A 15,485-nucleotide genomic window follows, 5' to 3' on the forward strand; every position below is an offset into this window, starting at 1 on the left:
CTAGATGAATTCAATCTTAGTCGTCAGACAATAAGCCCAGTAAGCGTAAGAAAGAAATATACATCCATACTAAAGTTGCAAGTAATGCGATACCACACAACCATTCCATGAATTTTGGTGCACGATATGCTGCATTAGTTTCGATTAAATCAAAATCTAAAATCAGGTTAAGCGAAGCAATGACAGCGACAAATGCAGCAAAACCAATACCTAACCAGTTACTTTCAAAAATATAAGGAACGCTTGAACCAAAAGCTAAACGCATGATCATCTGCACGATAAATACAATAAAGATCGCCAAAGATGCAGAGATTACAACTGACTTAAACTTTTCAGTTGCGCGGATAATTTGGAATTTATATAGACCAAACATCACCAAAGTGGTGACAAAGGTCGCTAATAAAGCCTGAAGTGGAACACCTGGGTATTTCAACTGGAAAGTAAAAGAAATACCACCTAAAAAAGCCCCTTCAAATAAGGCATACGGAATTGCTAATGTTGGGGCGGTCGTTGGTTTAAAGGTTGTAATTAAAGCTAAAACCAAGCCACCAATTGCACCCACAATTGAAGCTGCGTAAGCAATACCAACATTTGCAGTAAAGGCTGCATAGAAAAATAAAGCGACACCCACTGCAGCTGCAATGGCCGTCAACATAACAGATTTTTGAATCGCACCTTGCACAGTCATCGGTTGACTATAGTCACTGACCGTTTCAACGCGCGTCAGTATCGGGTTATTACTTTGCATAAATGCTCTCTTTTTATAATAAAAATTTAAAACATCATTTTAAGCAAAATGAATATGAAAGCCAAATCAGGCGATCGGCATTATTGTAACAAGGTCCTTTAAGTAATAAAAAAAGGGGCTATAGCCCCTTTCATATTAAATCTAAAACATTATTAATCTTTACCATCTGTATTCATAATAAAGAAATATTCGCGGTAATATTTCAACTCTGAAATTGAGTCACGAATATCATCCATTGCCAAATGTGATGCATTCTTTTTCAAGCCACTCATAATTTCAGGGCGCCAGCGTTTTGAAAGTTCTTTTACCGTAGATACATCAAGATTACGATAATGGAAATACTGCTCAAGTTCAGGCATAAGACGGTGTAAGAAACGACGATCCTGACAGATTGAGTTACCGCACATTGGTGAAACTTTTGGATTCACCCATTTTTTTAGGAATTCTAAAGTTTGTAACTCAGCATCACGGGCTGTTAATTTACTGCGACGAACTCGTTCAATCAGACCAGACTGCCCATGTTGACGAGTGTTCCATTCATCCATTGCATTTAAAATACGATCAGGTTGATGAATAGCCAAAACTGGACCTTCGGCAAGTACATTTAAATGATCATCTGTAATAATTGTTGCGATTTCAATAATTTGGTCATTATCGGTATCTAATCCGGTCATTTCCAGATCAATCCAAATTAATCGTGTATTTAAAGTACTGCTCATGAATGTACGTTCTAAAATGCCGTAAAAACATCAATAGTAGCAAATTTCTTGCTTCCGCGCTGTAATTCTATAGCTGCTTCATGCTATTTTTGCGGTCTTCAAACAATGGTTTTTTTGGGATATGAATGGCTTTAATTCGTAAGCGTCGTTTAACTGAACAACAGCAACGTCGTATTGAAAAACAGCATAAAACTCGCCAAGAAGAGATCGATACTTCACAGGATCTAGACGGACTCGTTGTACAACATTATGGCCGTCAACTTGAAGTACAAGCCCTCTCTGTACCTGAGCATCACCCAGAAAAACCACAAGTTGCCGAAGGAGAACCAGAACCATTCTGGAAGCCAATCGAGCTCAATAGTGTTTGGCGTTGCCATACTCGAACTAATCTTGAGTTACTTGTAACTGGTGATCGTGTTAAATGGCAGGCAGACCCAAATACGGGTTTAGGCATTATTACAGCCATTCACCCACGTACATCTTTACTTACCCGCCCTGACCGCTATCACAAAGTTAAACCAGTAGCCGCAAATATCAGTTTGATTGTGATTGTATTTTCACCGCTTCCTGAACCAGCTCCAACGCTAATCGATCGGTATTTAGTTGCTTGTGCAGATGCAAATATTCCTGCTCTTTTGGTCCTCAATAAGTCTGATTTACTCACTGAAAATGACCCAATTCTTACCCTATTAGGAGAATATAAAACCTTGGGTTATGAGGTGATGATTTGTCAGTCGAAGAAGGGAGATATCTCGGCTTTATCTGAGCGTTTAGATGGTGAAACCGTAGCATTTGTAGGGCAATCAGGCGTAGGAAAAAGCTCTTTAATTAATGTGCTCATTCCAGATGCAGAGCAAAAAACCAATGTTATTTCTGAAAACTCTGCACTTGGACAACACACGACAACCTCTACACGCTTAATCAACTTCGGCAAAAACGGCGCCTTAATTGATTCCCCGGGAATTCGTGAGTTTGGTCTTTGGCATCTCGATTTAGAAAAAATTCGTATGGGCTTTCCTGACATTGCCGCACATCTAGGATCTTGCCAATTCCGTAATTGCACACATACTCATGAAAAGAATTGTGGGCTTAAACAGGCCGTTGAAGCGGGTGAAATTTTGCCACGACGTTTAGATAGCTTTTTGCGTTTAATCGATGAGATTCAAGAAGCGCAGCAAAAAAACTGATTTTCTGCCCTATTTGCCCTTGAAGTGGTGATTTTGATCACCATCTATATACGCTATACTCTAGGTCAATTTTGTTTTTTAATTTTTTTAGGTGACTTGTGGAACGCTGGTTAGAGTTTATGGGGAATCACCCCATTTTGTTTGGTACGCTCGGAGTCTTGATTGTGTTGTTCTTCATTTTTGAAGGTCAACGTAACGGTCGTAAAATTTCTCCACAGTCGCTTGGTATTTTAGTGAAAGCGAAAAATGCTCTTTTGATTGACTTACGCGATAGCAAAGATTTCCGCGAAGGTCACATTAGTGGCAGTCGCAATATTCCGTATAGCCAAATCGCAAGTCATGCTGACGAATTAAAAGCAAGTGACCGTCCACTGGTATTTATTTGCAACTTGGGGCAAGTTGCTGGAAGTGCTTTGCAAAAAGTTGCTCACCACGATAGCTATCGTCTTGATGGTGGTATTAGTAACTGGAAAGCACAAGGCTTACCTCTTGTTAAAAGCAAACCAAAAGCTTAAGGAGAATTATCATGGCTGCAAATGTCATTGTTTACTCAACTTCTGTATGCCCGTATTGTGTTCGTGCTAAACAGTTACTTGAGCGTAAAGGTGTTGCTTATAAAGAAGTAAATCTTTCTGTTGAAGCACCCGAAGTACGTGTTGAATTAATGCAACGCACAAATCATCGTACTGTCCCACAAATTTTCATAAACGATCAGTTTATTGGTGGTTTTGACCAACTTTATGCTTTAGAGCGTGAAGGTAAACTCGACGAATTATTGGCTTAACATCGCATCCATATTAAGGAAAAAACAATGAGCGAAGAACAACAAGTTCAACCACAATTAGCTTTAGAGCGTATTTATACAAAAGATATTTCTTTTGAGGTTCCTGGGGCGCAGGTTTTTACTAAACAATGGCAACCTGAACTTAATATCAATCTTTCTTCTGCTGCAGAAAAGATTGACCCAACTCACTTTGAAGTTTCTTTAAAAGTTGTGGTACAAGCCGATAACGACAACGAAACAGCGTTCATTGTAGATGTAACTCAATCAGGTATTTTCTTGATCGACAACATTGAAGAAGAGCGTTTACCTTATATTTTAGGCGCATACTGCCCAAATATTTTGTTCCCGTTCTTACGTGAAGCTGTAAATGATTTAGTAACTAAAGGTAGCTTCCCACAGTTACTTCTTACTCCAATCAACTTTGATGCAGAGTTTGAAGCCAACATGCAACGTGCTCAAGCTGCTGCTGTTGAAGGTCAAGCTTAATTTTTTAGCTTATCCTTTTAATAAAAAAACCGCGTATTACGCGGTTTTTTTATGCGTGCTATTTAACTTATTAACGATCAAGTGAGTGAAGCTGAATAGACGGAAACTGAAAACCACGGCAAGATAACTCTGAACGCCATGCCACGGTTAATATCATATTGCCAATAATAAAATTCTGATACGCAAATGTCCCATTAAGTGGATGAGAACAAACTCCACCATGATCAGTAGGATGTGCCTGAGTATTTAACGTATTTAAATCTAAACGTATACCTAGTCCTGAGGCTTTTAAAACAGCTTCTTTAATGGTCCAAACTTTGAACCAATATTCTCGATCTTGTTCTAAGCTTAGCCATGTTTCATATTCATCGGGATGAAATGCATGTTTTGCTAAAGCGTCTAAGCGTACATTTCGATCCAGTTCCTCAACATCTACCCCAATATCTTTAACATGTTCGCTCATAGCTAAAGCGTAGTATTGTTGGCTATGTGAGTGATTAAAATGCAAAGTATGCTTCGCTAAATAAGGTTTGCCATGTTCATGCTTGGCAAACTCCAATTCCATTGAATTGAGTTGTAGTTTCTCTGCAATCAGTCGATTTCTGACACTCTGTATTTGTTGTTTTTTATAATGATTAAATGAACGGAAGTCTGGAAAATCTTGTTTAGACTTTAAAAGAAGTTGAGATGATGCCTGTGTATAGACTTCAATTTTCCGCTCAGACATTATCTCAACCTTACTAGAAATTATTAGAATTTAACCACGTCGCCTTTTAAAGCAACACCTGCCATCATGGTGCCTTTATAGCAATCGTAAGTTGTCGTACTCGTTGTTTCATTGGCTTTAAAATAGCTCACAATATTGGTCACGGCGTTTGCCCCTTGTGCTTTAGCATTGTTTTGCATTTGGATCAGTGCTGAACGTAAAACCCAGTCACAAGACGTTGCTGCCGACTTACCAAAACCATTGGTCTTTTTATTCGTCACCGCGTCTTTTTGAATAACTTTACCACCAGACTTTGTCCCCTTTAAATAAAACTTTACCGAACCATCCAAAGTCCCATCGGCAACTGCACGGTCTACAGCTTCTTTAAAATTTAACTGATGTACTTCATCTCCAGCCTGAACAGTGGCAGTAAAACCCGCACTTAGCATTGCTACAAATAAAAGTTTTTTATTTAACATTGTTGTGTTCCTTATTGTTTAACACGTTTAAAAATAAGCGAAGTATTAATTCCGCCAAAAGCAAAGTTATTGCTCATAATAATGTCAGCATCCAAATTTCTCGGCTGCTGAACGATATAATCTAGTTCACCACATAGTGGGTCGATTTCATCTAGATTTAAAGTTGGAATAAAACGGCCACGATTCATCATTTCGATGCTTAACCAAGCTTCAATAGCCCCACACGCCCCCAGCGTATGTCCAAAATAACTCTTTAAAGAGCTGATTGGTTTATAGCCTAAAACTTTTGCAGTGGCTCGGCTCTCTGCCACATCGCCCTGATCAGTTGAAGTACCATGCGCGTTTACATAGGCAATGTCTTTAGCCTCTACAGATGCATCTTTAAGCGCTAACTCCATACAGCGTCCCATCATTTCTGACTCAGGACGAGTTACATGTTGACCATCGGTATTGCTACCATAGCCAATCACTTCTGCATAGATATGAGCACCTCGAGCTTTGGCATGTTCGTATTCTTCTAAAATTAAACAGCCTGCCCCTTCACCAATTACCAATCCATCTCGTTTAGCATCAAATGGTCGTGGTGTTTTTTCAGGTTGATCATTCATTCCACTGGTCGCGAACAATACATCAAAAACCGCTGCACCTGCCGCACTGAGTTCCTCTGCACCACCCGCAATCATGACCTGTTGCTTACCATATTTGATTGCTTCATACGCTTGCCCAATTGCCATGGAACCAGAGGTACATGCACTTGAGGTAGGTAAAGTTAATCCTTTTAGGCCAAAATATACGGTCATGTTCACTGCACTGGTGTGGGCCATCATGCGAATATAAGTGGTGGCATTAATCTTACTCATGCTCTGGTGAAGCAACATGCTTGCAAACTCACCGACGGCATCTACGCTACCCGCAGAAGAACCAAAGGCAACACCCGCTTCACCACTAGACAAAATTTCATGCCCGAGCAAACCAGCATTTTGTAAAGCAGTTTCGGCACAAACCACAGACATGAGCGCTACACGTCCCATCCCACGGGTAACCTTACGGTTAAAATATTTTGGAACATGAAATGTTTCAACAGGCCCAGCAAGCTTGGTCCGAAGGTCAACATATTGCTCCCACTCCGGCATGTAGCGAATACCGCTTTTAGCAGCTTCAAATCGCGCAAAGATGTCATCGGCAGTTTCACCTAAAGAGGTAATTCCTGCCATTCCTGTCACAACAACACGTTTCATCAGATCAATCCCCCATTCACAGAGATCACCTGTCGAGTTACATACGAAGCTTCATCTGAACACAAGAATTTCACTACGCTCGCCACTTCATCAACCTGTCCCATGCGTTGCAACGGAATCATTTTAAGCGCATGTTCTTTGACTTCATCTGTCACCATTTCGGTTTCGATCAGTCCAGGAGCTACACAGTTCACAGTAATTTTTCGCTTCGCCAATTCGAGTGCTAAGGCTTTGGTCGCACCAATCAGACCTGCTTTTGCAGCGCTGTAATTGACCTGTCCACGATTACCCATAATTCCAGACACAGAAGATAAAGTGACAATACGGCCACCTTTGCGTAAGTGAATCATTGGCATGATGAGTGGTTTTAAAATATTATAAAAACCATCTAATGAGGTTGAAATAACTTCATCCCAATCTTGATCTGTTAACGCAGGAAAAGCACCATCATGAGTAAGACCTGCGTTCAATACAACGCCATAGAATCCGCCATGCTGCTCTACATCTTGTTCTAGAATTTGTTGAACCGTCTGGCGTTCATTTACATCAAACATTAGATAATGGCTATTTTGTCCTAATGCTTGAATCTCTTGTACGACTTGCTCAGCCTCTGCCTGACGCGAACGTGCATGTACGGTCACATCAAAACCAGCCTTTGCTAGTTGTAATGCAATCGCTTTCCCAATTCCTCGACTTGAACCTGTTACTAAAATTCGTCTTGTCACAATGTATTCCTAATTCTTTGTGGTTATTCAAATGGTGATTCTGTTGGCTCAAATACACTTAACGTTGCCTGAATGCAGTGCTCAGCATATTGAATTTCACAGGAAAATTGCCCAAGTCCTTCATGAAAATATTGTTGTTCTATTTGAATGATCAATCGAGAATCCAAGGCGAAATAAGGGATCGGTAAATTTAATTTACGCGTTCCCAATAAAAAACCGACTTTTGGTGCTTGTTTTGACTGCTGACCTTGCCAGCCTGAATAAGCACTAATCGTTTGGGCCATAATTTCAATGCTTGCCCATGTCGGCAAACCTTCTGCTTCACAAAACATCAGCTCTGGCGTAATCGTGAGTTCTGCTTGTGCCCGCCCTTCCGCAACCTCGGTTAAATGGTCAATAAATACCATCGGTTGCTCATGAGGAATATATTGAATTGCATCTAGTTTCACTAGGGCTTCACTCCAAAAACAAGACTAATATTACTTCCCCCAAAAGCGAAAGAATTACTCATGATATAGCGGATGGGCTGTGTTAGTTCGGCATTTTGCACATAGTTTTGGTCAGCCAAATCTGGATCAATCTCAACACTTTGATGTAAAGGCAACCAACTTTGATCTTTTAAAACTTGCTCACAAACAAAAGCTTCTATGGCACCCGCTGCACCGAGACAATGTCCCGTTTTATGTTTTGTACTACTTAAAGCAACTTGGTAATCCCCAAAAACTTGTCTTACAGCCTTAATTTCCATTGCATCATTTTGTGGAGTTGCTGTTCCATGCAAATTGATATAACCCACCTCTTGAGCGGAAATATGTGCCATATCTAATGCACGTTGCATAGCTAAAGCGGCACCTTTACCTTCAGGGTGCGGGGCTGAAATGTGCCATGCATCCATGGACTCACCCGCCCCCATTAACATGACAGGTGCTTGTTCTTTACTTAGTACAAAAAACGCAGCGGCTTCACCAATATTAATACCATCACGGTTTAGACCGCAGGGTTGGCAAATATGTTCAGATAAACTTTCTAGGCTATTAAACCCATTTAGAGTCAACTTACACAAGGTATCGACGCCACCGACTAACACAACATCGGCTAAATCTGCATGAAGTAATCTCTGCCCTGCGGCTAATGCTTTAGCGCTTGAAGAACAAGCTGTTGAAATCGTATATGCTGGCCCTTCCCATCCTAAGTACTGCTGTAATGCTTTCGCTAAACAGCTCATTTCTTGGGGATAGTGTGATATCGATAGATCTGTTTGCTCTTGAAAATATTGCTTAAGTAAGAGTTCATTATCTGCAATACCAGAAGTCGATGTGCCCACCACAATCGCCAAACGTTTATTTTCAAAGGATGCCGTATAGGCTTTTAACTCTGTTTCAATTTCAGATAATGCGGTTAATGCAAAGCGTAGATTACGTGAATCTACAGACTGTAAAGTATCAGGTACGCTCGAACATAATGGATGCGTATATTGTCCCACCCAAACATCACGATCAGCGATTAAATCATCTCGCAAACTCAAGGTTTGCTGCGGCTGTTGTAATGCCTGTTTAATTTGATTAAGTTCGCTGCCTAATGCAGATAAACCAACACTAAATTGTATGCCTACTGCCATTGGAGCTGCATTTGCTGAAGGTAAATGTTTCATGGCGTAGGGCTTTCTTCTGTCTGCAAGGTGTTCTCAATCGAACTCAGCGTCATGGTATAAGGGACTTTTTCATTAATCAATTCAATGCTTCCTTGTCCCTGTTTAAGCTGCAATACAGGTTGCTTTTCAATATAAACAACCTGCTTGTCTGCTTGTTGTTTCATCTCTACAGCTTGCTGCCCTAACTGTGAAAATTGAGGGTAAGTCGCAAACAAAAGATCACGTACCACAAACTCAAAAGGCAATAAACGCATTTGATCAATGCGTTGTTCAACATGAACCCGATGCCCATCAAACTGTAACTTAAATAATTGTTGACCTGTTAGGCTCAAAGCAACCATATCTAGTACAGCGCCCTTTTGCTGTTGATATAGCAAGAAGCTAAAACTTTGCTGCTTCCACTGAACCTCAACCTGATCTTGCCTTTGATAAGTCTGAGCCTGCCACAGTGGACTTTGCAGCCCTTTGGCATGTGGCATGATCTGACAACCATTTAAAAATATAAAGCTACTGAGTAATATCGTTGCCCATTTGCGTTGCATGGTTATCCCTCAAGTACCTGTTCTTGCGCCAAGCCTTCACGACAATATTCTGCCAAGGTGGTAAGTCTACGCTTGGCATTTTTATGGATCGGGTTTTGTTCATCCCACGCGTAACCAGCCAATAATGAAGAAATCATACGGCGAATGCCTTCATTCTGATTTTGCGAGAACACCACATCCTGAAACTCGCCTTCGTACCATGACTCAACATAGGCACGAAATACTTGAATGCCGCGGCGTAATGGCTTTTCATATTCTTCTAACCAGTCGACTTGTTCACCTTGTAAAATTCGTTCAACCAAAGGAACCGCCAAACTTGAAGATTTAAGAGCAATCGTCACACCTGATGAAAAGACAGGATCCAAAAACTCACCCGCATTACCTAATAGCGCATAGTTGCGGTCTGCCAAGTGTTTTACATTCGCTGAATAACCAACCAAGGTGCGCACTGGTGTATCAAAGTTTGCACGGCGCAAGACATGTGACAAGCTTGGCTCATCAGCCAAAATGCGTTTGAACATTGCTTCCGGTTCATTATCTTCAGCATTTTTGACCGTGTATTTGTCAAAAAAATCTTGTTCTGCAACGACACCGAAAGAAGCACGCCCATCAGCAAATGGAATTAACCAATACCATGCACGGTGATCTTTTTCATGGACAGTGATTAAAATTTTATTACGGTCAAATTCTGGATCATCCGTAATTCCGTCTTCAATATGGGTAAACAGCGCACGTCTTACCGGAAAATTTGATGGACTTTCCAAATCAAGTAATTTTGGCAAAATTCGTCCAAAGCCACTCGCATCTAACAAGAATTTAGTTTGAATCTGATAACGCTGTTGTTCTTCATCAATTACTGTAAGTACAGGCTGTTCAGATGCAACATCAACATCTAAAACCTCATGCCCAAAGCGTATATCAGCACCATAGGCTTGAGCCTGTTTTGCTAGTAAGTTGTCAAAATCTGCACGGCGTACTTGCCAAGTTGTTCCCGGACCATCCGTAAATTTTTCTGTAAAGTCATAAAAACTACGCTGTTTGCCGCGTAGAAAAGCTGCCCCATTTTTAAATTGAAAAGCATATTGCTCAACATGCTCACGGACTGTTTCTAATAAGCCAGCCTCTTCTAAAAATGCCATAGACTGCGGTAGCAATGACTCACCAATCGAAAAACGAGGGAAATACTGTTTTTCAATGACCGTAACGGTATAGCCCTTTTTTCGAAGAAGTGCAGCAGCAGAACTACCTGATGGCCCAGCCCCAATAATCACGACGTCAATTTTTTCTATAGTGCTCATAGCACAACTTCCTTTTTAATTTATTCAAATTATGAATGGTCTTGTAAATTCACGATATGTTTTTCATCTGCAGGGGTTAATAAAGTCGCATAGATAAACGAGAAAATAACCCCGAATAAAACCGTTAAACCAAAACAATGAATTGCGTAAGTATGGCTAAATGAAAGTAATCCAAAGCCGAGTAAGGTCGACATCATACATAAAAATAATGCCATTCCAACTACTTGAGGGTGATCATGTCCATGTCGGTAGAAAATTGCATAGTCGACGCCAATCCCAATAATCAGAAAAGTTGCCATAATACTAAACAGGTTAATCTCGACACCTAACCATGCCTGAACAGCAAAAGTGCTCAATAATGCCAAGCTGACTGGCAAGACCAAAGGTACAATCGAACTTAATCCATAAATAACCGCCAAACCAACTGCCAGACCAATTAAGGCATAAGTCAGAAGATGTTGAGCCTGCACCCGATGTTCAGCAAACATTTGCGACATTGCAGTAATCGGTTGCTGAAAATGTATGTGATCATTCTGTAGTTGCTTTAACGCGTCAGGTTGTTTCACCCCTGTCACCATCACTAATCGCTCATTGGCTTGAGGTTGTAAAAAAGCTAAAGGGTGATCTTTAAATACTGAAAAATCTAATAACGGTTGTGCCGCTAGTTGCTGTTGCCACTGTAAAACATCAGTGACATTTAGGCCCATACTTTGTGCATATTGCTGCAAACTCGCTTTTGGAATATTTCTTAATAATTGTAGATTACTTTGCTGCTCTGCTAATGGTGGAATCCATTGTCCTAAAGCTTGAAATGCACTGATTTTCCCTTGTGACTGTAACTGTTGCAAATGTCCAATCAGTTGCTGCTCTTGTTGCTGCATTTCATTTGCAGATGCTGCACGCACCACAAAATAATCACTACTTTGCTGCTGGCCAAATTGCTCACGAACCACTTGGTCTTGCTGCTTTAACCTCGCGTCCATACCTTGTAAGTTACGAATATCATCATTACTTTTAAGATAGAAAAGACTCACTGTACCTACTGCTAAAATGACTGCAATCAAGCCATAACGAACTTTGGCACGCTGTTGAAACCATAAGCGTGCTTGCCCAATCCACGATAAAGCTTTTATTGCTGGCTGAGCATTGAGTGCAGGTAATCTTGGTAATAGCAGTACACTACTGATCCACGCCGCAGTTAATCCTACAATTGAAAAGACCGCAATCTGCTTAAATCCTGGAAATGGGGTAAAACTCAAAAATATGTATGCAACTAATGTGGTCATTAAACCCATAAACAAACTTGGTAATAGCGGTTTTAAAATTTGAAAACCGCCAAGCTTTCTGTGCTGCGATTGCATCGCCATAAAATAAAATGAAAAATCAACACAGACACCAATCAGACTCGCACCAAACACTAATGTCATCAAGTGAATTTCACCAAACATCCAGTGGGTCACGGCAAATGCCACAAAGCTTCCAGTCGAAACGGCAATAAACTCGGTCGCCAAAGGTCGCAGTGAGCGAAAGCCGAACCAAACCAGAAAAATTAAGCCCAGTGTCGAGCCAACACCAATGGTTGAGATTTCCTGTTTAGCCGATTGCGTTCCAAAATTTGAAAACAAAATAGTTCCAGTCCAATGAGATTTTAATCCCATTGCCGCTAACTTTTGCTTAGTTTGCTCAATCCAAGTAGAGGTCTGTTCTTGATAATCAATATTGTATGGACTTTGCGTCAACTGTAATACGAAAAGCCGAGAGATACCTTGCTCTTGATGAATCGTGGCAAAACCCTGCTCCATTTCAATATCTTGTTGCGACGGGGTTGCCAACTGCATAGCATAACGAGGGAACAACAGTAACGGGTCTCGCTTAAGTGACTCAGCCGTGACAGGCATACCTGGACTCATCATCTGCATCAGACTTTGTTCAGTCAGCGCAGCATAATCCTTTTTTTGCAATAAGGCTTGATCTTGAGCACTCAACAAACCTGCTCGATGTTGATACAACTGTTTTGCAAAATGATCAAAATCAAGCTGTGGTTTGAGTGGTTGCCATAGCGAACTTTGCTTGGCTTGCGCTGTTAAGAAATGAGTCGCTTGTTGTATCGCAGCTTCATCTTTGGCATCTACCACTACAAATACTTTATTGTTGAGTTGCTCATTCATGTACTGCTGAGTACGTGCAAGTTCTAGGTCTTGCTGAACTTTAGGCAATAACGCAAAAATATTGGTCTGAATATGAATATCTTTATTCAGCCACGTCATGCCAAGCCCCACCGCGATCAGTAGCAGAGCAATTAACCAAAGCGCGGTAAACTTATTTTGCCAGTTGGAAAAGCGCATGCTCAGCAGCCGTTAGAGTCGTCGGTTGAGAAGTCTGGTGACTAAAGCGAATGGTCGTTAAATTATTCGCTTTCTCGGTAATCACGATTTGGTTAACGTACTGTTGACCTTGAGCATCAACACGCACAAATAACTTTTTAAACAAGCTACTTTTCGGAGTTAAGCTCATACTCCAACCCGCTGGACTATAATTCGCACTTACCACATTAAAATTCTTTGCCAAAGCCTGTTCATTACCAGACATGAGCTGTAAGAATAAAGTTGCGACCGAACTATATGGCGATTGATCAACTTGTATTTGGCTAAATGTACGCTGAGTTTTCTGTACCAATTTGGTTGGGGTAACGATCAAATCTGCTTGCACAGGTCGTTTGATTTGCCACGCTACACCATAAGATTTTGAGAACAACAAAGAGCCGTTCGATACAAAAGTTTTATTCAACGATGGCAATTTTTTTTGCTGTTCGAAATCAGCACGAACCGTAGGAGATTGTGACAATTGCTGAAAAATTTGAGTGATCTGTGTTGGCGCTGCATAGACCGCACTTAAACTGCTCATCCAAACAGCAGCACCTAAACCTAAAGTTTTGATGAATTCAGACATCACGCATTCCTCTTCGGTTGAAACTCAGACCATGCATTCAAGCGATCAAACAAAACCTGTGGCGATTGAAAACACATTTCACGAGCTTCAATATTCACCGCCACCTGTGTGGTATAACCTTTAGTTAAACGTTTCCCAGACTCAGCATCAAAAATCAAATAATCGATTTTCAAACGGTTTTCCCATTCCTTTAAAATGGCTCGAACCCGAATCTTTTGTTCAAACTCAATACCGTATGCATAGCGAACATGGCTTTCAATCACAGGCCATGCATAGCCTGATTCTTTCATCTGCATATAGTTGTAATGAAATTGATCGAGCAATTTGCAGCGCGCAATCTCAAAATATTTTAAATAGTGTCCATGCCAAACCACATTCATGGTATCGACATCATGAAATGGAATTTCAATGATTACATCTGCATGCATTGGCTCACCTTATCCCATAAATTCTGGTTGATTAAACAATTCAAGTTGGTCTAAACGATCAACAATCTGTTGTAATTCGGTTTGTAATGGTCGGTCTTCTTCGACAAATGCAAAGCTTTGTAAGGTCCATTGCATAAATGCCTGCAATGTTGGACTTAACTGTGTAGTTAAACCTTTCAGATGAATCGCCTGCACACTCGCACAGCAAAGAGCTGCAATGACTTGCTGTGTTAAGGTAATTACTCGGCTCGCATCACGCGCAGCAATGGTTCCCATACTGACTTTGTCTTGGTTATGACATTCGGTTGAACGTGAAAAAATTGAAGCTGCCAAAGTATTTTTCAAGGCTTCAGCCGTCCACGCCGACACCCCAATTTGTACCGCTTTAAAACCATGATTCAGTGGTAAACGTTTAGCTGTCGCACCCGTTAAATTACGTGGTAAACCATGATTCATTTTGTGGTCAACCAACTGTGCAATTTGTCTGTCCATCAAATCAGCAATATTGGCAATCATAATTTTTAAGCTATCCATTGCCTGTGCAATATGTCCACCGTAAAAATGACCGCCATGCAATACACGCATCCCTACAGGATCAATCAATGGATTGTCATTACTTGAGTTCAGTTCATTTTCAATAAACTGACGTAACCATACTTTTGAGTCTTCAAACACACCAATAATGTGTGGTGCACAGCGCAACGAATAACGGTCTTGCAAGCGTGGACTTTGATGTGCTGTTTGTACTTCACTATTCAGCCAGTCACGTAATTGCTTGGCAATCTGTTGCTGTCCTGGATGAGGTTTCTGTGCAAACAGTACTTCATCAAAATGACTAGGATTACCTTCCAAGGCCAAAACATTTAGAGCAGTAATTAAAGTACTAGCAAGTGCAATTTGCTCTGCTTTTTTATAGTTTAGACAAGCAATTGCTGTCATCACTGCTGTGCCGTTCATGAGCGCCAAACCTTCTTTTGGTCTGAGCGTTAAAGGCTGCAAGCCTTTTTCAGCATACACCTGAGCAACTGGAACAATATTCCCATCAACATACACATCACGCTCACCGACTAAAGTTCCCGCAATGTAAGACAAAGGCGTTAAATCCCCGCTTGCCCCGACTGAGCCTTCAGAGGGAATGACTGGAATTACATTTTCGTTCAGCAACCATACCAAGCGCTCAAGTAGTGCTATTGATACACCCGAATAACCGCGAGCTAACGAACATAAACGCGACACCACCACTGCACGTGCAGTGATGACATCTAAATTTTCACCTAAACCACAACCATGAAAACGTGAAAGATGCAGCGGTAGTTCATTGACCTGATGTAATGGCACTTCAACTAAACATGAGTCACCATAACCAGTAGTGACACCGTAGATCACCCCTTCTTCTTCAAGGAGTTGATCTAGAAAATCAGCGCCTTTCTGAATCAGTTCACGCCACTCAGACGTTTCAGGTAAAGCAACCTGACATTCGCTTCTTGCTACAGAAACGACATCTTCAATACTCAGTGGCTGTTCACCTACGGTTAACACACGCAT

At 41.0% G+C, this 15,485-nt stretch carries 18 protein-coding genes; 4 read left to right on the top strand and 14 right to left on the bottom strand.

Annotated features, from left to right (window positions below; genetic code table 11):
• Window positions 1–16: 16 nt before the first annotated feature.
• Both AAC388_RS15535 and orn read right to left on the bottom strand, forming a co-directional pair.
• Complete coding sequence (locus tag AAC388_RS15535) at window positions 17–748, bottom strand: Bax inhibitor-1/YccA family protein (RefSeq protein WP_086400269.1); 732 nt, start codon at window positions 746–748, stop codon at window positions 17–19.
• A 152-nt stretch (window positions 749–900) separates the two neighbouring features.
• Window positions 901–1,467 carry an oligoribonuclease gene (gene orn, locus AAC388_RS15540; protein WP_000099436.1) on the bottom strand — a complete coding sequence of 189 codons (567 nt, stop codon included), beginning with the start codon at window positions 1,465–1,467 and terminating at the stop codon, window positions 901–903.
• Between the two features lie 125 nt (window positions 1,468–1,592).
• Here orn and rsgA point away from each other — a divergent pair, with 125 nt between their 5' ends.
• The 4 genes from rsgA to secB all read left to right on the top strand — a co-directional run bounded on the left by rsgA (window position 1,593) and on the right by secB (window position 3,924).
• The gene (gene rsgA / locus AAC388_RS15545) at window positions 1,593–2,654 is read left to right on the top strand and encodes a ribosome small subunit-dependent GTPase A (protein ID WP_039764330.1); all 1,062 of its coding nucleotides are present in this window, start codon (window positions 1,593–1,595) and stop codon (window positions 2,652–2,654) included.
• 98 nt (window positions 2,655–2,752) lie between these two features.
• Complete coding sequence (locus AAC388_RS15550) at window positions 2,753–3,169, top strand: rhodanese-like domain-containing protein (protein WP_000443006.1); 417 nt, start codon at window positions 2,753–2,755, stop codon at window positions 3,167–3,169.
• Window positions 3,170–3,180: 11 nt separating this feature from the next.
• A complete protein-coding gene (gene grxC, locus AAC388_RS15555) occupies window positions 3,181–3,438 on the top strand; it encodes a glutaredoxin 3 (RefSeq protein ID WP_002114715.1) in 258 nt (85 codons plus the stop codon).
• 27 nt (window positions 3,439–3,465) lie between these two features.
• Window positions 3,466–3,924: a protein-export chaperone SecB gene (gene secB, locus AAC388_RS15560; protein ID WP_002115005.1), complete on the top strand. Its 459-nt coding sequence runs from the start codon at window positions 3,466–3,468 to the stop codon at window positions 3,922–3,924.
• Between the two features lie 70 nt (window positions 3,925–3,994).
• Here secB and AAC388_RS15565 read toward each other — a convergent pair whose 3' ends face one another.
• Genes AAC388_RS15565 through AAC388_RS15620 form a run of 12 tightly spaced genes read right to left on the bottom strand, consistent with a single transcriptional unit; the run spans window position 3,995 to window position 15,485 of the window.
• Entirely contained in the window at window positions 3,995–4,651 is a 657-nt protein-coding gene (locus AAC388_RS15565; RefSeq protein ID WP_342370896.1) for a 4'-phosphopantetheinyl transferase superfamily protein, read from the bottom strand.
• 23 nt (window positions 4,652–4,674) lie between these two features.
• The gene (locus AAC388_RS15570; RefSeq protein ID WP_016144319.1) at window positions 4,675–5,109 is read right to left on the bottom strand and encodes a hypothetical protein; all 435 of its coding nucleotides are present in this window, start codon (window positions 5,107–5,109) and stop codon (window positions 4,675–4,677) included.
• An 11-nt stretch (window positions 5,110–5,120) separates the two neighbouring features.
• Window positions 5,121–6,347, bottom strand: a complete 1,227-nt coding sequence (locus AAC388_RS15575; protein ID WP_342370897.1) for a beta-ketoacyl-ACP synthase — start codon at window positions 6,345–6,347, stop codon at window positions 5,121–5,123.
• A complete protein-coding gene (locus AAC388_RS15580) occupies window positions 6,347–7,072 on the bottom strand; it encodes a 3-ketoacyl-ACP reductase FabG2 (RefSeq protein ID WP_262729423.1) in 726 nt (241 codons plus the stop codon). The genes AAC388_RS15575 and AAC388_RS15580 overlap by 1 nt, the downstream gene beginning before the upstream one ends.
• A 23-nt stretch (window positions 7,073–7,095) precedes the next feature.
• Entirely contained in the window at window positions 7,096–7,521 is a 426-nt protein-coding gene (locus AAC388_RS15585) for a 3-hydroxylacyl-ACP dehydratase (RefSeq protein WP_104074992.1), read from the bottom strand.
• Window positions 7,521–8,723 carry a beta-ketoacyl-[acyl-carrier-protein] synthase family protein gene (locus AAC388_RS15590; RefSeq protein WP_342370898.1) on the bottom strand — a complete coding sequence of 401 codons (1,203 nt, stop codon included), beginning with the start codon at window positions 8,721–8,723 and terminating at the stop codon, window positions 7,521–7,523. Before AAC388_RS15590 ends, AAC388_RS15585 begins: the two co-directional genes overlap by 1 nt.
• Window positions 8,720–9,265: a DUF3261 domain-containing protein gene (locus AAC388_RS15595; protein WP_342370899.1), complete on the bottom strand. Its 546-nt coding sequence runs from the start codon at window positions 9,263–9,265 to the stop codon at window positions 8,720–8,722. Before AAC388_RS15595 ends, AAC388_RS15590 begins: the two co-directional genes overlap by 4 nt.
• A gap of 2 nt (window positions 9,266–9,267) precedes the next feature.
• A complete protein-coding gene (locus AAC388_RS15600) occupies window positions 9,268–10,563 on the bottom strand; it encodes an NAD(P)/FAD-dependent oxidoreductase (protein WP_322977169.1) in 1,296 nt (431 codons plus the stop codon).
• A gap of 29 nt (window positions 10,564–10,592) precedes the next feature.
• Entirely contained in the window at window positions 10,593–12,908 is a 2,316-nt protein-coding gene (locus AAC388_RS15605) for a hypothetical protein (protein ID WP_322977168.1), read from the bottom strand.
• Complete coding sequence (locus tag AAC388_RS15610; protein WP_322977167.1) at window positions 12,883–13,512, bottom strand: outer membrane lipoprotein carrier protein LolA; 630 nt, start codon at window positions 13,510–13,512, stop codon at window positions 12,883–12,885. The genes AAC388_RS15605 and AAC388_RS15610 overlap by 26 nt, the downstream gene beginning before the upstream one ends.
• On the bottom strand, window positions 13,512–13,940 hold the full coding sequence (locus tag AAC388_RS15615; RefSeq protein WP_000542808.1) for an acyl-CoA thioesterase: 429 nt from the start codon (window positions 13,938–13,940) through the stop codon (window positions 13,512–13,514). Before AAC388_RS15615 ends, AAC388_RS15610 begins: the two co-directional genes overlap by 1 nt.
• A gap of 9 nt (window positions 13,941–13,949) precedes the next feature.
• Window positions 13,950–15,485 carry an aromatic amino acid ammonia-lyase gene (locus AAC388_RS15620; RefSeq protein WP_342370900.1) on the bottom strand — a complete coding sequence of 512 codons (1,536 nt, stop codon included), beginning with the start codon at window positions 15,483–15,485 and terminating at the stop codon, window positions 13,950–13,952.

The organism is Acinetobacter sp. D009 (genome assembly GCF_038562025.1).
Classification (GTDB): Bacteria; Pseudomonadota; Gammaproteobacteria; order Pseudomonadales; family Moraxellaceae; genus Acinetobacter; species Acinetobacter pittii.